Origin of the sequence: Trichococcus flocculiformis (genome assembly GCF_963662535.1) — a bacterium.
Taxonomy (GTDB): Bacteria; Bacillota; Bacilli; order Lactobacillales; family Aerococcaceae; genus Trichococcus; species Trichococcus flocculiformis.
Window position 1 is genome coordinate 2,519,621 of the sequence record NZ_OY759718.1, and the last position, 22,543, is coordinate 2,542,163.

Below are 22,543 nucleotides of genomic sequence, written 5' to 3' on the forward strand. Positions count from 1 at the left end.
TCTCCGACAAAGCCACCGCCCGCCGGAGGAGACGAGACTCCCTTTACCCCGTGGTGTAGAACCCCGCCCACAAGTAGAGCGCCACAACGCAAAAAAGCGGCATTCAGCCGCTTTTTGCATAAATCTATTCAAACCCCAGAATGAAGATCCCTACCATAATCATTGCAATAACCGCGTATTGTTTTGCGGTCAGTTTTTCTTTCAGGAAAATCCGTGAAAGGATGACGGATACCATACTATAGGAAGAAATCAGCGGCGCCACGATAACTGCATTCGCACTGATCGCAAACACATAGAAGAACTGGCCCAACGTTTCAAATATGGCTGCCAAACCGCGGTCTTTCTGATCGCGCAAGGCGAATGTCTCCTTCTTGATCCAGACAAGGTAAACCCAGGCCAGAACGGCAACAATCAGCCATGTCAATTCATAGGAGATGTTCGCCTGCATTTCATCCATTCCTCTGTCGAATACCCACGCGTCCGCGAACGTCCCAAGTGAATCGATCAATGCATATCCCAATGGGAACAGCAAAGCGATCGCGCCGTATTTATATTTGCGGTCCACCATTTCTTTGTTCTCTTTTCGTTCGGCCTCGGCAAATCGTTGCTCAAAAACCGACAGCAGGATAACACCAACTGTGATTAGCCCTACTGCAAAAAATTGGATTCCTGTCATGGATTGCCCCAGGAAAATAAAAGTCAACAAACCCGATATCGCTCCTGACGAGTTCTGTACAGGTGAAGAGATAGACAGTTCCAGAAACCGCAGACCTGCATAGCCGACCGCCATCGATAAAATGTACAACGCCGATACTGGAAGATAAGTAATCATGTTGCGCGGTTCGTAGACCACGCCCGAAGTCAGCAGGACATACATAGCATGAATCCCCATGACCGCTCCAACCATTATGACAATCTTCAGGTAACTGTATTTGTCTTTCGGATCGCTTCCTTTTTTATAAAATAAATCCGCTGTACCCCAGGCCAACACGGACACAATCGCAAATAAAAACCACATGCTCCATCCATCCTTTATAAAATAATTTCAAAAACTAACTTACTAATTATACTAGACGGATGGTGTTTGCAATAACAATAACGCAATGTTAACAACATATTTACAGATTTATCGTAAGTCACACGCAATATAATCGTTGGAAAAAATCAGCCGCGGACTCTTTTGCCCATGTAGACGAGATCGCGCTCGATGCCGTCGAGTTCGGCCACTCTCGGCAAGTAGCCCCATTGTTCGAAGCCAAATTTTTTCATCAGCCCGATGCTCGGTGCATTGTGGCCGAAGATGAGACAAACAAGATTCGTGATATCCAACTCGTCGCAAGCAGCCAATACTGTTTCCATAATCTGTGTGCCCATTTTTTTACCGCGGTAGCCTTCATGGATATAAATGCTCAATTCTGCTGTCTTATCGTAGGCGGCACGCTCGTGGAAAGCTTGAAAGCTCACCCAAGCACAGATTTTCCCATCCTCTTCAAAAACCCAGATTGGTCTGTAGCTGGGCGAATGGTCCAGGAACCAGCCCATTTTTTGTTTGACGGTCACCGGTTCCAGATCGGCCGTCACCATCCGGCTGGGGATTGTCTGATTGTAGATAGCGACGATGTCTTCCACATCGTCCAAAGTTGCATTTCTATGTGTAAGGGTCATTTTTATTCCTCCAAAAATCAAAAATTCACAGCCCAACTTCTTGAAGGACTATACGCTATTTTACCAGTTTGTCGCAGTGATATGCCATCTATTTTCAGAGGAGTTTTTAAATAGCAATTGTCTGACTCCGATTTCTGCAGGATTGCCGCAGTTTTTCGTAATTTTCCCATTGAAAATCGGTTATACTGGATACAAGAATGGGGTGGATAACATTATGAATGAAGAAATATATATCGCAGAAGATGAAGATGGCATCCGTTTGACCGTGAAGACGTTTCTGGAGAGCGAGGGCTATGTCGTCTCCGACTTTCCGAATGGCGACCTGCTCTACGATGCTTTCCTGAATAAACAGCCGGACTTGGTCATACTGGATGTGATGATGCCCGGTTCGAGCGGCTTCGAAATCACAAAAAAAATCCGCAACATCAGTTCGGTACCGATCATCATCCTGACCGCAAAAGACAGCGATATGGATTATGCGACGGGCATCAACCTTGGGAGTGATGATTATTTCACGAAACCGTTCAGTGCCATCGCCCTGAACATGCGTGTGAAAGCGATGCTGCGCCGCATCAAGATGGATCAGGAACGTTTACCGGCCCGTCAGGAAGAAGCTATATTGCAGATCGGTGATATCGAAATCGATCTGGCTGCCATGTCCGTCAAACAAAATGGGGCCTCCCTCAACCTGACACCGAATGAATACAATGTGTTCGTTTATCTTATAGAAAATAAAAACCGCGCTGTTTCAAGGGACGAACTTTTGGATTCGATTTGGGGCTATGGCAAGGACATCGAGACGCGTGCTTGCGACGATACAGTCCGGCGGCTGCGCAAAAAACTGGCCGGTTCCACTGTCGAGATAGAGACCGTTTGGGGATTCGGCTTCACCGTGAAGGAGTCGTCTGAAGGATGAGGATGAAGACATCGAAAAAAAGTTTGAAGATCCGGCTTCTGACGACCGTTACCTTGTTGTTGGCGGCCATCTTTACCTTGATTTATCTGGTGTTCAATTTTTTCTTTACCCAGTACATCGAAACAGCCGCGACCTCTCTGCTTTCCGAAGCGAGACAAGATTACATCGAGCGTCCCTTCGCCGAGGACAAAAAATTGGAACCGGAGCCCGCAGCATCGGATGGGACCCTTGTGGATGAGCCAAGGGACAAGAATAAAGAACCTCACACAGCCTTCGCATCCAGCGTCCAAAAGACGATCATTTCCGAAGATTTCGAAATCCTCTTCCCGCAGATTCAGGACACAGGGTTCAGTGATGACGATTCGTTGACGAATTTCGTTTCCGGGCTGGAAAATTCCGACATCACGCTGGCATTGACAGCCGATGGGAAATTGGAATTGGAGGATAATCTCTACTACTATTCCATCGCCCCCAACGTCGAAGAGGAAGGGACCTACGCGGTGTTCTTCCTTAATATGTCCGACCTGTTCGTCTTCGAGCAGAACCTGAATCAGATTCTTTTGATCATCATGCTGATTGGGCTGGTGACCATAGCCACCATCACCTACCTGCTCGTTTCAAGGATCACGAAACCGTTGCAGACGCTGGCATTGTTCGCGAAAGAGATCGGTGAAGGGAACTATCAGACGATTGATGAGGAATTCGTCGACTTGGAACTCCATGAACTGAAGACGACCATGAACGAGACCACAAAAAAACTCAAGCTGTACGACGCAGATCAGCGCACATTCTTCCAGAACGCTTCCCATGAATTGCGGACACCGTTGCAGATCATCAAGACAAACGCGGAAGGCATCGAAATCGGCATCATCGACGACAAAAAAGGCGCCATCGCAATCAAAAACGAGACCGACAAACTGGGCACGCTTGTTGAGGATATCCTTTACCTGTCGCGACTGGAAACCCGTTCATCGGATCGGTTGACCGCCACCAACGATATCCGCGAAACATTGGCCTATACCGCCGAACGCTACGCCAGCGTCAGCGATCAAAAAAATCTGCAAGTGTTGTTCGACTTCCAGAGGGATCCTGTCCTGTTCCATTATGATGAACGGGATTTTGAACGGGCCTTCCAGAATCTTATCTCCAACGCCCTGCGTTACGCAAAAGGCATCATCCGTCTGGGCTGCAAAGAGATAGACAACCGGATCATGATTACCATCTACAATGATGGCGAACCGATTTCCAAGGCAGACCTGCCGCATATTTTCGACCGCTTCTACAAAGGCAATAAAGGCGTGCATGGCATCGGACTCTCCATCGTTCAATCGATCGTTCAGACTTACGGCGGACGCATTGAAGTCATGTCATCCGCAAAAGGAACAACTTTCACGATCATCCTGCCGCAACAAAACAAATAGGAAGAAAAGCGGAACGGGTTCGTTCAGCCCTGAAAGAATTTTAGGAAATCGTGCCGACTGAGCATCGCAGAGCGCAATAGGTACGATTTATCTAAATTCCGAAGGGCTAACCCGTGAAGCTAGCCAACTATTTTGGTAGCATAAAACATTTCACAAATGTAATAAACACCCCTAATGATGTGCTTATTATTTAAAAAATTCACTTAGTTCCTACATTTTTAGAACCCGGACCGAAACGCTGACCGCCCCCATAGGCTAGCGTTTCGGCCCTTTTTTTTGCATTGAGATTCGGCGCTCTTTCAACTTTACGCATCTTTCCGCTCAATTTGCTCCATTTTTGCAACAACTCTCTGCCCTGTTTACGGAGAATTGTGACCCAAATCGGCATAGAATAAGGACATCAAGAGAAACAAGAAACGAGGTCGAGCGTTATGAGCGAAATATGCTACCGAAACGAATTCAAACACGAGATTTCCCAAAAAAACAAAGTCATCCTCACAAGTCGGCTGAGAAAGGTCCTGAAACATGACGAGAATTCAGTAGGGAACAGCTACAGCATCAGGAGTCTCTATTTTGACACGATTTATGATGATGCTTATTGGGACAAAGAGGATGGCCGCAGTTATCGCGAGAAGTTCCGGATCCGTTATTACAACAATGACGCTTCCTTTATCCGCCTAGAAAAAAAAGTCAAGGACGGAGCAGTCGGTTACAAACAGAGCGCCTGCATCACGAAAGACATGGCCGACCAGCTTATCCAAAAAAAATATGCCTGCCTTGCCGATGCGAACCATCCACTGCTCCAGGAATTCTACGCCAAGTGCAAAAGCCAATGCATGGAGCCGAAAGTGATCATCACCTACGAACGGGAAGCCTTCGCCTATGGACCCGGGAACACCCGCATCACGCTGGATTTTGATATGCACGCCAGCACACAAGTAGCTTCTTTCTTCCATGATGGCCGGATCGGAATAAGGGAACCCGAGATCGACTGCGTACTGGAAGTAAAATTCGACAATTACCTACCGGATTGGATCCAGAGTCTGGTGCAGACAGAAGAAATAACCAGCACCTCGCACTCAAAATACGTCATCGGAAGACACCTAAACCAAATATAAGAAAAGCGGAACGGGTTCGTTCAGCCCTGAAACTGGCCATCATTTTACAAACCAATAAATAACTATTTAACCATCCAGGAGGAATATTCACATGACAACATTTACAGACATCATTAAAAAAAGTTTTTTGGAGGCTTCATCCGACTTTTCCATCGCGGCGGCTTCCGTATCCCTTCTATCGGCGCTCTTCATCGGCCTGTTCATCTTCTTCATCTATAAAAAGACCTACGCCGGTGTCATGTATTCGAAACCCTTCAACACATCGCTGGTCCTATTATCTGTCTTGACCACTTTCGTCATCTTGGCCGTAACCTCCAACGTTGTTCTTTCCTTAGGGATGGTCGGTGCCCTTTCCATCGTCCGCTTCCGTACCGCCATCAAGGAACCGCTTGACCTGGTCTTCCTTTTCTGGTCGATCAGCGTCGGCATCATCCTCGGAGCTGGGTTGTATTCTCTGGCTTTTCTCGGATCTGCATTCATTACGGTTATCCTGCTCGTTTTGACAGGAAAAGTCGATTCTTCAGCCCCTTACATTTTGATGCTGCAGCTGGAGAATGAGAATGCTGAATTACAGGCGACCGAAATCATCAAAAACCGTTTCGGAAAAATCATCGTAAAATCCAAGAGCATCATGGACGGTCAACCGGAATTGATCTATGAAGTAAAAGTAAAGAACAACGAGACAAGCTTCATGAATGAATTGAGCGCCATAGAAGGCGTTCAGAGCGCCACTTTGGTCAGCTACAACGGCAATCAAGCAGGATAAAAAACAAACCAGAACAGGAGATTTAACCCATGAAAAGCACTATACTGAGCTTAAAGAACAGACCACTTACACAAATCCTCACACTGACAAGCACCCTTGCCTTACTGACAGCCTGCTCTACTGAAGCGAGCACCACGACAGCATCGAGCGAGGCATCTGTTTCATCCTCCCTTGCATCAGACTCCAGCTATTCAGCAAGCAACAGCACAGCCATCAATTTTTCCGATCAGTTGATCACAGTCGATGGATCCGGAGCCGCTGCTGACGGTTCGATCCTGACAATCACGCAACCAGGTACGTATATTCTCAGCGGAACCCTGAGCGAAGGCCAAGTCCGTGTCGAAACAGTCGATGAGGCCGATGTCCAGATCGTCCTCGACGGGGCTACCATCACGAATTCCACAGGAGCTGCCATCTATGTGAAAAGCGCCAACTCCGCGACCATCACTTTGGCTGAAGGCACGACCAATACTTTAAGCGACGGAGAAATTTATACCTTTGAAGACAGTGAAGACGAGCCGGACGCGACTTTGTTCAGCAAATCCGATCTGATCCTGAACGGAACGGGAACGTTGGTCATCGATGCCAACTATGCTCATGCCATCAAAGGGAAGGATGATGTGACCATCGCAGAAGGAACCTATGACATCACTTCTGTCGGCGACGCCATTAAAGGACGCGATTCGCTCTTCATCAGCTCCGGTACTTTCACGATCGATGCTGGCGGCGACGGACTGCAGTCGACTAACGAGGAAGAAGAAGGCAAAGGAATTTTGACGATCGAATCAGGCACCTTTACGATCACTGCAGCCGCGGACGGCATCCAAGCCGCAACCAATCTGCAGATACTTGGTGGCGACTTTACGATCACAACCGGCGGTGGCAGCGCGAACAGCAGCACAACAAGCGAAGCATGGGGAACATGGGGAGCACCTGCTGCAGAAGCGACCACCACTACCACCGAGGAAACAACCAGTGCCAAAGGTTTGAAAGCGACAGGGTCGTTAGCGATTTCCGGCGGTACATTCGTATTGGACACATCCGATGATGCACTCCATACCAATGATACGATCCAAATCACAGGCGGAGACTTCACGATTGCTTCCGGGGATGATGGTATCCATGCCGATAACACCTTGACAATCGATGACGGAACGATTAATATCAATCAAAGTTACGAAGGTATCGAAGCGACCAAAATCATTCTGAATGGCGGAAAAATCACCTTAACAGCAACAGATGATGGCATCAACGCAGCAGGCGGGAACGATGCATCAGCCGTCAGCGGACGCCCTGGCGAAAATACGTTCACCTCGACTGCAGAAGGAGCAGGACTCTTGACCATCAACGGCGGAACGCTTGTGGTGAACGCTAGCGGCGATGGACTTGACAGCAACGGCAGCATCGAAATGAACGATGGTACCGTGGTCGTCAACGGCCCAACCGACAGCATGAACGGTACCTTGGATTACGACAGCACGTTCAACATGAATGGTGGTACCCTGATTGGGGTCGGCAGCTCCGGCATGACGCAGAGCCCTTCTTCGACCTCAGCACAAAGCTTCCTGTTCACATCCTCAATCCCATTGGCTGCGGATGAAGCCATCCAAATCACCGGTCCGGATGGAGAAGTCATCTTGACCTTTGAAGCTTCAAAAACAGGACAGTCACTTGTATTCTCCAGTCCTGAACTGGTCAATGGCTCTGCGTACACAATCACAACCGGCGGAAAAGTATCCGGTGACTCCCCTACCGGCATCTATGAAGATACGTCCTTCAGCGGCGGTTCAGCCACTGTTGATGTCAGCGCGACAACCGAAGCGAGCGGCGGACAAATGGGCGGTATAGGTGGCAATTTCATGCCTGGATCCGGTGCATCCGTGAATTAATCACTCTGCACCTACCGATTAATCCGGAAATGAGGCTAACCACCCGCTCTTTCCGGTCAATGCCAGAAATTAGACCAAGATGAGGGAACTGATATGAAAAAAAGAAAAAAACTAAAGAAAAAATATGCACTTTTCCTATCCACCGTGTTTCTTCTGGGCAGCGTCACAATCCTACTGTGGGACCTGAAAAAATCCCAAGAAGGGGAGAATTCCGTATCAGCCCATACCCTGATGACCGATGTGGCGTATGAGGCTGATGAAATGCAGGAGGCGGATGAGACCAGCATTGCGGAAGCGAATGCTATTCTCCAGAGCAGCACCATTTTATCCGCTTCAGGCGAGGATTTAGCAGCAGAATTGGATGAGTTGAATGCAGCTTATCCTGATCAGCTTGGTTTTGTCCTCATCAATGAGCAGTCGGGAGAAGTTATTACGACCAACGAATCCCGCATCTTCACAAGCGCGAGCCTCTACAAATTATTTCTGACATACGCCATCCTGGAACAAGTCGATACCGGATTGCTTTCCTTGCAGGACCAGATGGCAGACGGGGCGACAATCGATGATTATCTGACCAGTACCATCACAGTTTCAGCAAATGAACCCGCAAAAGAACTTGCACACCTGATTGGCTGGGAGAACATCGAAACCTTCATCCATGAGCAAGGATTCGTTTCCACAAGTTTTAACCCTTACCTGGAGTATGACGGCATTTATTACAACGGGGACCTAGAAACAACTCCAGCCGAAGTAGCCTTCCTGTTGGAGCGCCTTTTGGAAGGTGAATTGCTTTCAGAAGCCAGCACTAAATATTTTCTTGGACTCTTGGGCAACCAACAACTCGTCTACGCACTGAACACTGGTCTTAGCTCGGATGTGACTTTTGCACACAAAACCGGCTTGTTGGATGACGTATCCCACGATGCAGGCATCCTGTCAATGGACGGCCAGAATTATATCGCAGCCGTCCTGACAGATGGTTGGCTAAACGCGACCGATGACGCAACTCCAGTATTTGAGGAAATCGGATCGGCCGTAATGACTTACTTGTATGCACAATAGTCATAAAAACTGATAAAGTTTGTCTGTCCGGAAATCATCTCCGTACATACAAACTTTCTCTATATAGCAACGTTTTCGAGGGATGAGTCCTTACGTGATGAACCACGGTCCGGACAAGTCATAAGGCTTATCGTTAGCTATCTCAGTGGATTTGCGGTAAGGTATAGAAGTACTATCTATTTGCTGACGTTATATTTTTTATAGCCAGCTCAAATCCAAGCCAGTACAGGTATACTTCCAGGAGGAAAACATATGAAATTACAAGTAGAGAAACGCGAAAAGGTTGGCTCATCTGCAGCAAAGCGTGCACGATCGGACAAGAAACTCACTGCAGTCATCTATGGTAAAGATGTTGAAGCCACTCCAGTATTACTTGATGCAAAAGAATTTGACGAAGTGCTCAAGCAATTAGGTAAAAATGCGATCTTCGAAGTCAGTATGTCTGATGGAAAAACGATGCAAGTCATCGTGAAGGATATCCAACAAGCTGCCCTCAAGAACCAAATCCAAAACGTTGCACTACAGGCTCTTACAAAAGGTCAAAAATTGACGATGACCGTTGCGATCCATTTAGTCGGCAGCGAAGACCTCAAAGAAGGCGTCCTGACCCAAACTTTGAACGAATTGGAGATTGAAACGGACGCTGCCCATGTCCCTACCGAATTCCAAATCGCTGTTAATGAAATGAACATCGGCGATACCCTGACGGTTGCCGATATCAAAGTCGATGCCGGTGTTTCGGTCCTTACAGATCCAGAAGCAGCAGTCGCCATCTTAGCAGCGCCTGCCACAGAAACAGTAGACGAGGACGAAGCTTCAGCAGAAGCAACTGAAAAAGTCGCTGAATAATCACCAAATCAAAATTTACCTTTAGACAAAAAAAGTTTCGGTTTTGACATTCAAAACCGAAACTTTTTTTGTCTATACCAAATTAATTTCTGAACAATGCTGCTTAGGAATCCTTCAAAACAGTACACGGCTCCAGCCCGTGGCTTTTTTCCAAATAGTTTTCCAGGAAGCGCTGAGCCAAACTGCCTTTTTTGATGTTGGCTTTTGCAGCTTCGATGGAAAACCATTCCGCCTGATCCACTTCATCCGTCATGCCATCGAGGCGTTCGCTCGCGACGATACAGGAAAAATTCAGCATCAGTGTGTTGTTTTTTTCAAAATATTCGCTATTGTTGTAGCGCAATCCGACCGTTTGCAGTCCGAGTTCTTCGGCGATTTCACGAGCCGCTGCCTGCTCCGCATCTTCGCCCTTATTGACGTATCCCGCACAGAGAATATAATCTGCCCCACCGTACTGCTTGATCAACAAAATTTTATTCTGTTCCTTGTTCAAAATGACCATGCTGACAGTCGTGTTGAACACAGGGAATCGATATCCCTCGCAACTGTTGCAATAAGGGATGTTCCCTTCATTTTCCAGATGTTTCGCTTCCAGTTCTGTTCCGCATTCCATGCAATAATTCATCTATTTTGTACGCCCTTTCCGATTCCGTTCGTTTCCTCATGAAGCCTTTATCCACAACAAAAAGCTTAGGACAATATGGAATATTATAACATGCCATCTTTTTGATTGAAATCTGTTGATGGAGGATGAGATTCCACTCTTTTCTCCAGATAAAAAGTCGGTGACCCAATCAAAAACGATTGAGCCACCGACTTTTTTTGCTGTTCATTTATATTATTTGATGATTTGGGATGTTGGGCAGTGTTTTTCTGTCGGCGCGCTCTCTTTCACAACACCAAATTGTGCCATCATTGTGGTGCCGGCAATGCAATCCGCCTCCGATTCTACCGGAGCAGCAGGTTCATTCATCGGACAAACCGTTACCGTGCAGGCGTTGCATTTCTTTCTGCCGCTCGCGATCAAACGGATTTGACGGAATAAAATGTACCCCATCAAGGTCATAAACAACAACAAAACGATCCAAGATTGAACATTCATCACTTACGCCTCCTCTTTCTATTTGATCATCGGTTTCGCTAAGCTTCCCCACATTGGTGAAGCTTTTTTAGGCGCGGGTCTGACGACCAAGAACACCAATATTGCCGTTGCTGCAGCCGCTATGCTGGCTCCCGCCCCAAAAGGTGCACCCAACACGATGACGGATCCGAGCTGATTGATGATGAAGGCCAAGACATAAGCCAAAGTAGTTTGATACAAGACGCCGAAAAGCGTCCATTTAGCGCTGCCGAATTCGGTGCGCATCGCTCCGACAGCCGCGAAACAAGGCATGCAGATCATATTGAACACAAGGAAGGCTACTGCGCTCACCGGGTTGAACAGTGTGCTGAATGCGGCAGCTACCTCCGCCTCCGAACCGGTTGTGTTCATCAATACACCAAATGTACCGACAACATTTTCCTTCGCGATTAATCCTTGGATGGTCGCCACCGTCGCTTGCCAAGAGCCGAAGCCCAACGGCGCGAAGAATATAGCTACTGCACTGCCGATTTTGGCCAGGATGCTTTGGTCACTTTCAACCGTCATTCGAAGCTGCCAGTTGAAGGAAGATAAAAACCAAATGAAGCTGGAGCTGAGGAAGATGACAGTTCCCGCATTTTTGACGAAAGCCAAACAACGGGCTCCTACCGCGCGGAAAATGCTTTTCCACTGTGGCCAGTGGTACATCGGCAACTCCATGACGAATGGCGATGCCTCCCCGGAAAAGATCGCTGTCTTACGCAGCAGCACACCGGAGAAGATGACAGTCGCGATCCCCAGCAGGTACATCGACAAGGCAACCCAGGATGCGCCGCCGAAGATGGCGTTGGCGATCAGGGCGATGACCGGAAGTTTCGCGCCACAGGGAATGAAGGAAGTTGTCAGGATCGTCATACGGCGGTCCTGTAGATTTTCGATTGTGCGGGAAGCCTGGATGCCCGGAACCGAGCAACCGGAACCGATCAGCAAGGGAATGAACGATTTACCCGAAAGCCCGAAGCCGCGGAAAACCCTGTCCATCACGAAGGCGACGCGGGCCATATACCCGCTGTCCTCCAGCAAGGTCAAGCAGAGGAACAAGGCGGCCATCTGCGGCAGGAAGCCAAGAACTGCACCCACCCCTCCGATGGCGCCGTCGATCACAAGGCTGCTGACTGCGGGATGGATGGCGATGCTGTCGAAGAACGTTTGCACAGCCTCGGGAACGATGCTTCCGAACAACACATCGTTTACCCAGTCAGTCCCCCACGTCCCCACAGTTGTGATGGCGAAGTAGTAGACCGCATACATAATCAGGACGAAAATAGGCAACCCAAGCCAGCGGTTCGTTACGATATGATCGATCACGACTGAGAAGGAGGCTTTTTCGCTATTTTTCACGAGCACTTGGCGCGTAATTTTCGTCACAAATTTATAGCGTTCGTTAATCAGGATTGCTTCGGAGTCGTCGTCCAATTCCTTTTCATAACGGCTGAGCAGACCTTCCATGACAGCTTGGCCTTCTTCGGGAATCGTAAGTTTTCCAGCAGTTTGTCTGTCCCTTTCGAAAAGCTTAATGCTGTAGTAGCAACGTAATTTTTTCGGAACCAATGGCGCAAGAATTTCTTCGATCGTATCAAGGATGCTTTCCACAACGATACTGTATGTAATCGGTTCTGCTACTGATATAGGTTCAGCGATGGCCTTGAACAACTCTTCCAATCCGCTTTCCTTCAGTGCCGAAATCGTTACGAACGGCAATCCGAATGCGCGCGACAAACCGGCGACGTCGAGCTGATCGCCCCGTTTCTCGACGATGTCCATCATATTGAGAACAACGACAATCGGGAGATGCAATTCCATCAATTGGGTAGTCAGGTAAAGATTCCGCTCCAGATTGGAGGCATCGACGATATTGATGATCAGATCCGGTGCATCCAGCGTCAGATAATCGCGCGTGACGATTTCCTCGATTGTGTACGGGGAAAGCGAATAGATGCCCGGCAGATCGATGACCTGCGTTTCGCCGTCATGCAACAAGGTGCCAGATTTCTGTTCGACCGTCACCCCCGGCCAGTTGCCGACGCGTTGGGTGGAACCTGTCAAATGGTTGAATAAGGTCGTTTTCCCGCTATTAGGATTTCCGACCAACGCTATGGTTTTCCCCATCATTTTTCCTCCCCGAACGTAACTTCGATCATCTCGGCATCTTTTTTGCGTATCGACAATTCATATCCGCGCACCATCACTTGGATCGGATCGCCTAATGGAGCGACTTTTCTGACATAAATGCCAGTGCCCTTCGTGATCCCCATATCCATCAATCTTCTGCGGGTAGCGCCTTGTCCTGTTATCTTGTTCACAATCGCAGTCACGCCAATCGGCAAGTCTTTTAGATTCGTCAAAATCGTCCCCTCCATTTCTTCAGCAATAGTAATTTCTCTGCACTAATTGAGAACCATTCTCATTAAGTCATAGCTTAAGGCATAGACCCCTTCAGGTCAAGATAATTCGTGCCTCTTTGCTTATTTTTTTTCGTCAGAAAGGCGGGGATAGGTCCAGTCTGCAAGGGCGCGAAAAAATAAAAAGGCACGGAAGAAGTCAACTTCTCCCGCGCTTGTGAAATGTTGTCTCTTTTCAGCGACGATGTTTATCATAATTGTTTCGGCTGACACTCGAAACTTCCAAAATGGCTTTGATCACGACCGCGACCACTGCACCCAGAACGGCTCCGATTGGCCCGAACAACAGAATGCAGATGACGGTCGCCAAAAATGTGTACAGCGGCCGGATACCGAGTTCCTTGCCGGTAATGAACGGCTCCGCAATCTGACGGACGACCACAAGGATGATGTACAGCAGTCCGATTTGCCAAGCCAACGTTGTGTTCCCGAGCAGCAGATGGATCACCGCCCAAGGGATCATCACCATCCCACTCCCCAGAATCGGGATAAGATCGAAAACCGCGATTCCCAGCGCCTTCAGGAACCAAAAGTCGATGCCGAAGTACAGAAATCCGATGCACAGCAGAACAAAGCTGATGGCAGCCAATTTGATGGCGGATATGAGATACCCCTTCAAGCCTTTTCCGGTTGCGTTAATGATTTCTTTGATATAATAGCTGATCGTATCCAATGCGATCCCTCGCTTTCTCTTTATACATTCAGTATACACGCCCGTGCACCAGCCAAGCATCGGCCATTGGTCGGATTCTTTCCCGTTGGAGGCGAGTCGCTTGAAGGCTGATGCCATCAGGATGGTTCTATGATAAGATTATAGGAAACAGACACCGATTACACGCAAAAACACTCGGGAAAAGGAGCAGCATAAAATGGAATCCAAACATCTTCAGAAATTTTACGATAAAACCCCAGCCGAAAGGATCACTGCCTTACACGCGGCCGGCCTCCTGAATGAAGAAGCGACAGCCAAGCTTCATGAAGGATTAAGCTTGCCCCAGGAAATCGCCGACAACATGATCGAAAATCAATTGAGCACCTATGATTTACCTTACGGTGTCGCCTTGAACTTTTTGATTGACGGAAAAGACTATGCCGTCCCGATGGCCATTGAAGAGCCTTCCGTCATCGCTGCAGCCAGCGCGGGCGCGAAAATCATCGCCAAGGCGGGCGGATTCCGGACGACAATCCAGAAACGGGTCATGATCGGCCAGGTTGCCTTAAAAAATGTCCCCGCCAGTGATGCTGCTGAACAACTTATCCTTTCGCATCAGGATGAAATCCTGGAGACGGCCAATGCTGCCCATCCTTCCATCGTGAAACGTGGTGGCGGTGCCCGTCGCGTCAGCGTAAGGTGTTTGGCCGCCGTTCCCGATGAAGGGATTCCGGCGTTTCTTGTCGTCCATCTCCATGTCGAGACGTTGGAGGCGATGGGGGCCAACATCATCAATACGATGATGGAAGGCGTCATCCCTTACTTGGAGCGTTTGACCGGCGGCGAAGCTTTGATGGGAATCCTGACCAATTACGCGACCGACTGCTTGGCGACCGCCGAATGCCGGATACCTTCAAGTCTCTTGGGCAGAGGGAGCCTTTCCGGTGATGAAGTGCGCGACCGACTGATTGAAGCCTATCAGTTTGCCTACGTCGATCCTTATCGCGCCGTCACCAATAACAAAGGCATCATGAACGGTATCGACGCCATTGTGCTGGCATCCGGAAACGACTGGCGCGCCATTTCTGCGGGAGCACATGCCTATGCCTCTCGCAGCGGACAGTATCGTTCGCTGACAACCTGGAAAAAAGCCGAAAACGGGGATCTGATTGGAAGTCTGACGTTGCCGTTGCCGATCGGAGCTGTGGGCGGATCCATCAACTTCCACCCTGCTGCGAAAATGACGAAAGAAATTCTCGGCTACCGTTCGGCATCCGAACTGGAGTCCATCATCGCATCGGTCGGACTGGCGCAAAATTTCTCCGCCATCAAAGCGCTCGTGACGGAAGGCATCCAAAAAGGACATATGGGTCTGCATTCGCGTTCCTTGGCAATCAGCGCTGGCGCGGTCGGTAAAGAAATCGAACAGCTTTCAGAGCGGCTTAAAGGCGAAAAAAATATGAACCTGGCGACGGCGCAAGCACTTTTGACGCAAATCCGCGGTGCGGATGCAGTCGATTGAGTCACAACAAGATCGATGGCGGAGGGTTCCAGAGCGAGCTGCCGGGCTGGATTCCCGTTTTTCCTCCGGTGAGGCTCGCCTCGCCGGAGTAGAGGTACCGGATTTTGTTTTATTCTCCGGTCACGGCGGCCTCACCGGAATACAAGGCCGAAATTCGTTTCTCCTCCGGCCAAGGCCGGCTTGGCCGGAGGTGCCGGCCGCCAGAACCATTAAAAATCAAAAACAGCACACCGTCCACCAGTTATCTGGCTGACGGTGTGCTGTCCTCATTTATGCGATCATCTGCTTTTGTTCTGATAAATGCGTTTGTTGTTTTCCATTCCTTCAATACAGATAGTCGCAGGATCTGCATCCACATCTAATTCGATGCTTGAACCATCAATCGGCAAAACACGAGAAAAGATCTCTTCATATTCTTTGACGCTCACTTCTGTCCGTCCCGCGAACATTTTCCCGTGCTCAGCCGCGGTCAAAACCGCTTTGAACCCTTCTTGAAGCGTGGCCGAGAAGAACTCACCGACCGCTCCGGAGCCGTAACTGAAGAGTCCGATTTTATCGCCCGCCTTCAGGTCATCGGAAAGTTCCAGCAGGGACAGCAGACTCAGATACAAGGATCCCGTATAAATATTTCCGACGATTTTGTTGTAGACAGTGCTTGTCCGGTAATGCGCTGAAAGACGATCACGGTCTTCTTCGGAACCTTGATCCAGCACTTCGCGCAGAGCTTTCATGCCCATTTTCGTGTAAGGCAGATGGAAACAGATGGCTTCGAAGTCAGCCAATGTGGCGCCGTATTTCGCTTTGAAGTCTTCCCAAACGTTCACGAAGAACGAAATGTACTGCTCATTTGAATATTTACCGTCGACAAAAGCCGTTTCCGAGTAGATGGGTCTCCAAAAATCCATCACATCGGCGGTCAGATAGCTGCTTTCGTTCTCCAGCGCGAGGATGCGCGGTTCCGCGCTGATGATCATGGCGACTGCACCAGCACCTTGCGTCACTTCGCCAGCCTTACCGATTCCATAGCGGGAAATGTCCGAACCGAGCACCAATACACGGCTTTCCGGATTCAAAGCGATATGCCCTTTTGCCAGTTGGATGCCGGCAGTCGCTCCGTAGCACGCCTGCTTCAATTCGATGCAACGGGCATGTTCCTGAATTCCAAGCAGATCATGGACGTAGACGGCACCTGATTTCGAATTGTCGATGCCCGATTCCGTTCCGAAAATGACCAAGTCGATTTTCTCCAGATCCTCTTTATCAATGATACGCAATGCGGCATTAGCGGCTAACGTAACGGCATCCTGCGTGATGGGCGCGACAGCCATCTTTTCTTGCCCGATGCCGATCGTGTACTTGGCCGGATCGACCCCCCTGGCCTCCGCCAATTTTTCCATATCCACAAAGAAGTGCGGCGCATAAAAGCCAATCTTATCTATCCCAATCTTCACATCAATTACCCCTTATTGTTCATATATATAACATTTTTGATGCCTCTCATCCCAAATGATAGACCAGACCGCACAAAAAAACAACCTCGGGCCATCCAAATTAAGGATATCTTAGAAATCTGATATTTGAAAATTGCGTTCTGTTTGTAATTCTTTACTAATTCTTATATGCTAAAGTGCACTGATTATCGTAAAATAAGAGATACACCGTGTGGAGGAACAGCTTTCCACATCAATGAACGCAAAAAGGAGACATTCAATGGAAGAAGTCGTAATTGTCAGTGCTGCCAGAACCCCCATCGGTTCATTCGGAGGCAGCCTCAAAAATTGTAACGCAGTGGAGCTGGGGAAAACGGCCACAGAAGCTGCGTTGAATCGCGCCGGCTTATCCCCCGATGAAGTGGATTCCGTCATTTTCGGGAACGTCCTGCAGGCAGGCATCGGCCAGAACACGGCACGGCAAATCGCTGTTGCTGCCGGGATCCCCTATGAAAAAACAGCCATGACGATAAACGAAGTCTGCGGCTCCGGATTGAAAGCAATCATCCTGGCGAGCCAAGCTATCCGTCTCGGCGATGCCAGAACTGTAGTCGTTGGAGGCACCGAAAGCATGTCGCAAGCACCTTATCTCTTGCCGAACCAACGTTGGGGAAGCAAACTCGGCGATATCAATGCCATCGACAGTCTCGTGCACGACGGCCTGACGGATGCGTTCGATCAGCAGCATATGGGCATCACCGCCGAAACGGTGGCGGAAAGATTCCAAGTGAGCCGTGAAGAGCAGGACGCTTTCGCGCTGCATTCGCAACAAAAAGCGGCCGCTGCTCAAGCAGCCGGCTACTTCAATCAAGAGATTGCGCCTATCATCCTCATAGACCGCAAGAACCAGCAGAAGGTCTTTGCCGAGGATGAATACCTCCGCAAAGACGCTACTATCGAAAGCTTGGGCAAATTAAGGCCGGCCTTCCAAAAGAACGGTACGGTAACTGCCGGAAACGCATCCGGAATCAATGACGGAGCGGCAGCCTTGGTGCTGATGCCGAAGTCGGAGGCCGAAGCGAAAGGCATCCCCTATCTGGCCACAATCAAAGGTTATGCCGAAACAGGGATCGATCCTGCCATCATGGGATACGCGCCTTATTATGCCATCAAGCAAGTATTGTCCAAAACCGGATTGCTTGCAGATGACATCGACCTTTTCGAATTGAACGAAGCGTTCGCCTCCCAGAGCATCGCCGTAATCAGGGATTTGGGCTTGCCTGAGGAAAAAATCAATATCAGCGGCGGCGCCATCGCCTTGGGACATCCCATCGGCGCATCCGGATCTCGCATTCTGGTGACTCTGCTGCATGCGTTGGAACGGACTGATACGAAGCTCGGACTCGCCTCCCTTTGCATCGGTGGCGGAATGGGCATCGCCATGATCGTTGAGCGCCCTTGAACTGTTTTTGACCGCACACAATCACTCCCCGTCATTTGATTTTGACAGGGGAGTTTTTTCATAAAAAAGAGCGTCAGAAAAACGCGCATTTCGATATGTTATTGAGTTTTCAACAAAAATGTGGCATACTCTTTATGAGAAATTTTTAATTTAAAAATGAGAATAATGTAGAGGAGACTGAATCCGTGACGACCTATCATAGCACACGAAATGCAGAAAAAACACTGACGGCTTCACAAGCAATATTACAAGGGATAGCGCCAGACGGCGGATTGTACGTGCCCGATCACATTCCGGCTTTGGACATCGCATTGGATCGCCTGCCCGACATGACTTATCAAGAATTAGCTTACGATGTGATGAAGAAATTCTTCGACGACTTCACTGAGGAAGAATTGAAACATTGCGTCAATGCAGCCTACGACGACAAATTTGATGACTCCAGCATCGTTCCGTTAGTGAAAGCCGGCGGAAACCACTATCTGGAATTGTTCCACGGACCGACCATCGCCTTCAAAGACATGGCCCTTTCGATCCTGCCTTACTTGATGACGACTTCCGCCAAAAAGAACGGCAGCACGAAAGAAATCGTGATCCTGACGGCGACTTCTGGTGACACCGGAAAAGCGGCGCTTGACGGATTCGCTGATGTGCCGAACACACGCATCATCGTGTTCTATCCTAAGAACGGCGTCAGCGCCATCCAGGAAAAACAGATGGTGACACAAAAAGGCGCCAACACCTTTGTTGTGGCCATCGACGGAAACTTCGATGACGCACAGACGAACGTCAAAAACATGTTCGGAAACGCAGACTTGGCGGCACGTTTGGACGCAGCAGGATTCCAATTCTCTTCTGCGAACTCCATCAACATTGGCCGTCTGATTCCGCAAGTGGTCTATTACGTCTACGCTTACGGCCAAATGGTGAAACAAGGTGCCATCGCTGCCGGAGAGCCGATGAACGTCGTAGTTCCTACCGGCAACTTCGGGAACATCTTGGCTGCCTACTTCGCTAAGCAAATGGGCTTGCCGATCCAAAAACTGATCATCGCTTCAAACGAGAACAAAGTCTTGGTCGATTTCTTCGATACCGGCGCATATGATCGCAACCGCGACTTCATTTTGACGACTTCCCCATCCATGGATATCCTGGTCTCCAGCAACTTGGAGCGTCTGTTGTACCTGATGGCCGACGAAAGTACGGAAGCAGTCCAAACTTTCATGGATCAATTGAAGGAAATCGGTCGCTACGAAGTGACGGAAGCAATGAAAGAAAAAGCGAAGGATTTCTATGCGGACTACGCGACTGAAGAAGAAGTGGCGGCACAGATTGCTGCACTTTATCATGCTGATGGCTATGTCATCGACCCGCATACAGCTGTGGCGGCGCATGTCGCAAACACTTATGTAGCCGAAACCGATGATCACACACCGATCATCATCGCATCGACTGCCAGCCCGTATAAATTCCCGCAAGCCGTCCTGACTGCCATCGACCCTGAGTTTTCGGATGATTCCATGGAAGAAATGTTGGACCGTCTGAGAGAATTGAGCGGCGTCGCTTTCCCAGCAGCCATCGAAGAATTATTGCATGCGGAAGTTCGCCACAACACGGTTGTCGCTTCCAACGACATGCAGAAGAGCGTCGAGTCCATCCTGGGCTTGAACTGATTCAAGAATGTTTGAAAGCCTAGCCGGCGGTCCGGAATATTTCCGGGCTGCCGGTTTTTTTGCGCGCTCGGTTGGCGTTGGTTCTGTCCTCCGGTGAGACAAGTCTTCGTCGTAGCTGAGGATGCAAAGGTTTCCCCTCCTCCGGCCAGCCCCCACTAATCGGAGCTGGCCGCCATATTTTACCCTTAAGTCCGGTAAACAGCGCTTGGCCGGAGTTGCCGGTAACATTTCTTTCAATTTTACGACCAGACACACACATCATAGCGAATTCCGCGCCGTTTTTTGGTAAAATGGAATCAGAAAGAAACAGAATCGAGGCGCCATATGAATATACTAATCGACGGGGATGCTTGTCCCGTAAAAGACATCATCATCGAAGAAGCCATCAAACGCGACATACCGGTCACAATCGTCACCAGCTTTGCCCACTTTTCCAATGCGCCTCAACCGTCCGGAGTGAAGACGGTCTACGTCGATTCCGGTGCGGACGCAGCCGACTTCAAAATCATCCAGCTCGCAAAAAGAGGCGATCTGCTGGTAACGCAGGACTACGGTTTGGCCTCCCTTGCTTTGCCGAAGGGGCTCATCGTCCTCCATCACAAGGGGTTCGCCTACGACAACAGCAATATGGAACGGCTGCTTGAGGACCGCTATATGAGCGCCATGGTCCGCAAAAGCGGCAAACGCACAAAAGGTCCGAAACCATTCACGGATGCGGATCGGCACAAATTCCGGAAACTGCTCATTTCAAAACTGTAAGAAACCTAATGGAATCCCAACAGAATCAAGAAAGAGGTGCTTCAAGATGCGCAATGAAATCATTATCGAAGATGTGAAACACATCGTCGCGGACAAGCTGAGGAACGAAGCAACGGGGCATGATTGGTGGCATACGTTGCGGGTCTACAACACATCCATAGACATCGCCGAATCGGAAGGCAAAGGTGATCGCCTCATCATCGGCTTGGCGGCCCTTTTGCATGATGTCGCCGACCATAAATTCGGCTATACCGATTCCGACCGCGAAGCTATCATCACCGACATCCTCACACCTTTCGAGCTGAGCGACTCCGTCATCGAGCAGGTCATCTACATCGTGAACAACCTTTCCTTCAAGCAAGGGAAAAACAAGCACGTGCTGGAAACGATCGAAGGCCGGATCGTGCAGGATGCTGATCGCCTGGATGCGATCGGCGCAATCGGCATCGCCCGCGCTTTTGCATATGGCGGGCACAAAGACCGGCCCCTCTATGATCCCGATCACAGTGAGGATCCGAACAGCGATACGATTGGCCACTTCCACGAAAAACTACTCCTGCTGAAGGATGGCATGCACACGGAAGCCGGCAAGCAAAAGGCACTCTCCCGCCATGAGCGGATGGAACAGTTCCTCAAGGATTTCCATTCCGAATGGGATGGCCACCAGTAACAACACAAATAAGAGTGGCTCCAAATCAGTTCGAATGATTTGGAGCCACTCTTTTCCATTAAAATGGCATTTCTAATCTGAAAATAAAGCAAGTTATTAATTATTACTCGCATGAGCCACTGCTAAATAACAGGCCCCGATAATTCCAGCATCGTTCCCCAATTCTGCAAGCTTCAATTTAGTCGATTGCTGTACATTCGGGAAAGCAAATCCCAAATAGTATTTATTGACTTTTTCAAGCAAGAATTCCCCTGCAGCAGAAACGCCGCCACCGATGATGATGGAAGCCGGATTCAACAGATTACCGATATGGCTGCATGCCAGACCTAAGAAATAGGCAAAGCGATCCACAACGATAACCGCTAATCCATCGTCATCTTTAGCGAAATCGAAAATCATTTTTGAAGTGATTTCCTGGCCATCGTCGATCAGATTTTTTAAGGTTGAATCTCCGGCATATTCTTCTGCATGTTTGCGCGCTAGCTTAACGACCCCGGTAGCGCTGGCAACGGTCTCCAAACAGCCCCTTTTCCCGCAAGTGCAGTCAAAACCATCAGGATCAACCGTCATATGCCCGATTTCTCCGCCCGAGCCGGCTGTTCCGTGGATCAGTTGGCCCTCAGCAATGATCCCTCCGCCGACGCCTGTCCCTAAGGTGATAAAAACGACATCCTGATTGTCCTCGCCCGCACCACGCCATTTTTCTCCCAGCGCAGCTACATTGGCATCATTGTCGATGATAAATGGTATGCCCGTTTCTTGTTCCATTGTCTCCCTTACCGGTTGCACATCTCTCCAATTCAGGTTAAATGCTCCCGTAACGGTCCCTTCGCTTCTGTTGACTGCACCAGGAGAACCCATGCCTATGCCCAAAAAGTCTTCAGAAGTGAGTCGGTATAAGTCCAAATGATGTTTGATGGATTCGATAATTCCCGGCACAATTTTAACCCCGCCGTCACTGTTGTCTGTCGGGATACTCCATTTTTGGAGCACTTCCCCTTCTTTGGATAGTATGGCCAACTTCACTGAAGTTCCACCCAAATCTATTCCCAATACTTTTTTCTGCATCTCGTAGTGCCTCCAAATCAAAACTTTTTCACCGTTTACGATGCTTAATTGCTCACATTTTCAAAATATGAATGCAAC

Annotated in this window: 21 protein-coding genes; 12 read left to right on the forward strand and 9 right to left on the reverse strand. The window is 49.1% G+C overall.

Features of this window, described 5'->3' with window-relative positions; all coding sequences use genetic code 11:
* Window positions 1-124 precede the first annotated feature (124 nt).
* Both ACKPCD_RS11965 and ACKPCD_RS11970 read right to left on the reverse strand, forming a co-directional pair.
* Complete coding sequence (locus tag ACKPCD_RS11965; protein ID WP_276645985.1) at window positions 125-1,018, reverse strand: EamA family transporter; 894 nt, start codon at window positions 1,016-1,018, stop codon at window positions 125-127.
* Between the two features lie 146 nt (window positions 1,019-1,164).
* Window positions 1,165-1,665, reverse strand: coding sequence for a GNAT family N-acetyltransferase (locus ACKPCD_RS11970; protein WP_321433330.1), 501 nt, complete (start codon window positions 1,663-1,665; stop codon window positions 1,165-1,167).
* 214 nt (window positions 1,666-1,879) lie between these two features.
* Here ACKPCD_RS11970 and ACKPCD_RS11975 point away from each other — a divergent pair, with 214 nt between their 5' ends.
* The 7 genes from ACKPCD_RS11975 to ACKPCD_RS12005 all read left to right on the forward strand — a co-directional run bounded on the left by ACKPCD_RS11975 (window position 1,880) and on the right by ACKPCD_RS12005 (window position 9,686).
* A complete protein-coding gene (locus tag ACKPCD_RS11975; RefSeq protein WP_321433331.1) occupies window positions 1,880-2,581 on the forward strand; it encodes a response regulator transcription factor in 702 nt (233 codons plus the stop codon).
* Window positions 2,578-4,002, forward strand: coding sequence for a sensor histidine kinase (locus ACKPCD_RS11980; RefSeq protein WP_321433332.1), 1,425 nt, complete (start codon window positions 2,578-2,580; stop codon window positions 4,000-4,002). Before ACKPCD_RS11975 ends, ACKPCD_RS11980 begins: the two co-directional genes overlap by 4 nt.
* A gap of 431 nt (window positions 4,003-4,433) precedes the next feature.
* Window positions 4,434-5,120 carry a polyphosphate polymerase domain-containing protein gene (locus tag ACKPCD_RS11985; protein ID WP_321433333.1) on the forward strand — a complete coding sequence of 229 codons (687 nt, stop codon included), beginning with the start codon at window positions 4,434-4,436 and terminating at the stop codon, window positions 5,118-5,120.
* A 91-nt stretch (window positions 5,121-5,211) separates the two neighbouring features.
* Complete coding sequence (locus tag ACKPCD_RS11990) at window positions 5,212-5,886, forward strand: DUF4956 domain-containing protein (RefSeq protein ID WP_321433334.1); 675 nt, start codon at window positions 5,212-5,214, stop codon at window positions 5,884-5,886.
* Window positions 5,887-5,915: 29 nt separating this feature from the next.
* Complete coding sequence (locus ACKPCD_RS11995) at window positions 5,916-7,775, forward strand: carbohydrate-binding domain-containing protein (RefSeq protein ID WP_321433335.1); 1,860 nt, start codon at window positions 5,916-5,918, stop codon at window positions 7,773-7,775.
* A gap of 93 nt (window positions 7,776-7,868) precedes the next feature.
* On the forward strand, window positions 7,869-8,837 hold the full coding sequence (locus tag ACKPCD_RS12000; protein WP_321433336.1) for a serine hydrolase: 969 nt from the start codon (window positions 7,869-7,871) through the stop codon (window positions 8,835-8,837).
* A gap of 252 nt (window positions 8,838-9,089) precedes the next feature.
* Window positions 9,090-9,686 (forward strand): 50S ribosomal protein L25, encoded by a 597-nt coding sequence (locus ACKPCD_RS12005; RefSeq protein WP_321433337.1) that lies wholly within the window; start codon window positions 9,090-9,092, stop codon window positions 9,684-9,686.
* A gap of 103 nt (window positions 9,687-9,789) precedes the next feature.
* Here the strand turns inward: ACKPCD_RS12005 and ACKPCD_RS12010 are convergent, their stop codons facing one another.
* The 5 genes from ACKPCD_RS12010 to ACKPCD_RS12030 form a co-directional block, all read right to left on the reverse strand.
* Window positions 9,790-10,311: an NAD(+) diphosphatase gene (locus ACKPCD_RS12010; RefSeq protein WP_321433338.1), complete on the reverse strand. Its 522-nt coding sequence runs from the start codon at window positions 10,309-10,311 to the stop codon at window positions 9,790-9,792.
* Between the two features lie 213 nt (window positions 10,312-10,524).
* Entirely contained in the window at window positions 10,525-10,788 is a 264-nt protein-coding gene (locus ACKPCD_RS12015) for a hypothetical protein (protein ID WP_321433339.1), read from the reverse strand.
* An 18-nt stretch (window positions 10,789-10,806) separates the two neighbouring features.
* Window positions 10,807-12,936 (reverse strand): ferrous iron transport protein B, encoded by a 2,130-nt coding sequence (gene feoB, locus ACKPCD_RS12020; RefSeq protein ID WP_321433340.1) that lies wholly within the window; start codon window positions 12,934-12,936, stop codon window positions 10,807-10,809.
* Window positions 12,936-13,172: a FeoA family protein gene (locus ACKPCD_RS12025; RefSeq protein ID WP_321433341.1), complete on the reverse strand. Its 237-nt coding sequence runs from the start codon at window positions 13,170-13,172 to the stop codon at window positions 12,936-12,938. Before ACKPCD_RS12025 ends, feoB begins: the two co-directional genes overlap by 1 nt.
* A gap of 232 nt (window positions 13,173-13,404) precedes the next feature.
* Entirely contained in the window at window positions 13,405-13,902 is a 498-nt protein-coding gene (locus ACKPCD_RS12030; RefSeq protein WP_321433342.1) for an AI-2E family transporter, read from the reverse strand.
* A gap of 157 nt (window positions 13,903-14,059) precedes the next feature.
* Here ACKPCD_RS12030 and ACKPCD_RS12035 point away from each other — a divergent pair, with 157 nt between their 5' ends.
* Window positions 14,060-15,403: a hydroxymethylglutaryl-CoA reductase, degradative gene (locus ACKPCD_RS12035; RefSeq protein WP_321434568.1), complete on the forward strand. Its 1,344-nt coding sequence runs from the start codon at window positions 14,060-14,062 to the stop codon at window positions 15,401-15,403.
* 278 nt (window positions 15,404-15,681) lie between these two features.
* Here the strand turns inward: ACKPCD_RS12035 and ACKPCD_RS12040 are convergent, their stop codons facing one another.
* Window positions 15,682-16,854: a hydroxymethylglutaryl-CoA synthase gene (locus ACKPCD_RS12040; RefSeq protein WP_321433343.1), complete on the reverse strand. Its 1,173-nt coding sequence runs from the start codon at window positions 16,852-16,854 to the stop codon at window positions 15,682-15,684.
* 259 nt (window positions 16,855-17,113) lie between these two features.
* On the opposite strand from ACKPCD_RS12040, the gene ACKPCD_RS12045 reads away from it, so the two are divergent.
* The 4 genes from ACKPCD_RS12045 (at window position 17,114) to ACKPCD_RS12060 (ending at window position 21,397) form a co-directional block, all read left to right on the forward strand.
* Window positions 17,114-18,295: an acetyl-CoA C-acetyltransferase gene (locus ACKPCD_RS12045; protein WP_321433344.1), complete on the forward strand. Its 1,182-nt coding sequence runs from the start codon at window positions 17,114-17,116 to the stop codon at window positions 18,293-18,295.
* 185 nt (window positions 18,296-18,480) lie between these two features.
* Entirely contained in the window at window positions 18,481-19,968 is a 1,488-nt protein-coding gene (gene thrC / locus ACKPCD_RS12050) for a threonine synthase (protein ID WP_321433345.1), read from the forward strand.
* Window positions 19,969-20,292: 324 nt separating this feature from the next.
* Window positions 20,293-20,727 carry a YaiI/YqxD family protein gene (locus tag ACKPCD_RS12055; protein WP_321433346.1) on the forward strand — a complete coding sequence of 145 codons (435 nt, stop codon included), beginning with the start codon at window positions 20,293-20,295 and terminating at the stop codon, window positions 20,725-20,727.
* A 46-nt stretch (window positions 20,728-20,773) separates the two neighbouring features.
* Window positions 20,774-21,397 (forward strand): HD domain-containing protein, encoded by a 624-nt coding sequence (locus ACKPCD_RS12060; RefSeq protein ID WP_321433347.1) that lies wholly within the window; start codon window positions 20,774-20,776, stop codon window positions 21,395-21,397.
* 96 nt (window positions 21,398-21,493) lie between these two features.
* On the opposite strand, the gene ACKPCD_RS12065 is transcribed toward ACKPCD_RS12060, so the two are convergent.
* Complete coding sequence (locus ACKPCD_RS12065) at window positions 21,494-22,465, reverse strand: ROK family glucokinase (RefSeq protein ID WP_321433348.1); 972 nt, start codon at window positions 22,463-22,465, stop codon at window positions 21,494-21,496.
* Window positions 22,466-22,543: the final 78 nt, after the last annotated feature.

Coding starts and splice junctions, on each gene's coding strand:
- ACKPCD_RS11980 (WP_321433332.1), top strand. CDS start 2,578: ATGAGGATGAAGACATCGAAAAAAAGTTTGAAGATCCGGCTTCTGACG.
- ACKPCD_RS12045 (WP_321433344.1), top strand. CDS start 17,114: ATGGAAGAAGTCGTAATTGTCAGTGCTGCCAGAACCCCCATCGGTTCA.
- ACKPCD_RS12005 (WP_321433337.1), top strand. CDS start 9,090: ATGAAATTACAAGTAGAGAAACGCGAAAAGGTTGGCTCATCTGCAGCA.
- ACKPCD_RS11985 (WP_321433333.1), top strand. CDS start 4,434: ATGAGCGAAATATGCTACCGAAACGAATTCAAACACGAGATTTCCCAA.
- ACKPCD_RS12010 (WP_321433338.1), bottom strand. CDS start 10,311: ATGAATTATTGCATGGAATGCGGAACAGAACTGGAAGCGAAACATCTG.
- ACKPCD_RS11970 (WP_321433330.1), bottom strand. CDS start 1,665: ATGACCCTTACACATAGAAATGCAACTTTGGACGATGTGGAAGACATC.
- feoB (WP_321433340.1), bottom strand. CDS start 12,936: ATGGGGAAAACCATAGCGTTGGTCGGAAATCCTAATAGCGGGAAAACG.
- ACKPCD_RS12015 (WP_321433339.1), bottom strand. CDS start 10,788: ATGAATGTTCAATCTTGGATCGTTTTGTTGTTGTTTATGACCTTGATG.
- ACKPCD_RS12060 (WP_321433347.1), top strand. CDS start 20,774: ATGCGCAATGAAATCATTATCGAAGATGTGAAACACATCGTCGCGGAC.
- ACKPCD_RS12065 (WP_321433348.1), bottom strand. CDS start 22,465: ATGCAGAAAAAAGTATTGGGAATAGATTTGGGTGGAACTTCAGTGAAG.
- ACKPCD_RS11965 (WP_276645985.1), bottom strand. CDS start 1,018: ATGTGGTTTTTATTTGCGATTGTGTCCGTGTTGGCCTGGGGTACAGCG.
- ACKPCD_RS12000 (WP_321433336.1), top strand. CDS start 7,869: ATGAAAAAAAGAAAAAAACTAAAGAAAAAATATGCACTTTTCCTATCC.
- ACKPCD_RS11990 (WP_321433334.1), top strand. CDS start 5,212: ATGACAACATTTACAGACATCATTAAAAAAAGTTTTTTGGAGGCTTCA.
- ACKPCD_RS12055 (WP_321433346.1), top strand. CDS start 20,293: ATGAATATACTAATCGACGGGGATGCTTGTCCCGTAAAAGACATCATC.
- ACKPCD_RS11975 (WP_321433331.1), top strand. CDS start 1,880: ATGAATGAAGAAATATATATCGCAGAAGATGAAGATGGCATCCGTTTG.
- ACKPCD_RS11995 (WP_321433335.1), top strand. CDS start 5,916: ATGAAAAGCACTATACTGAGCTTAAAGAACAGACCACTTACACAAATC.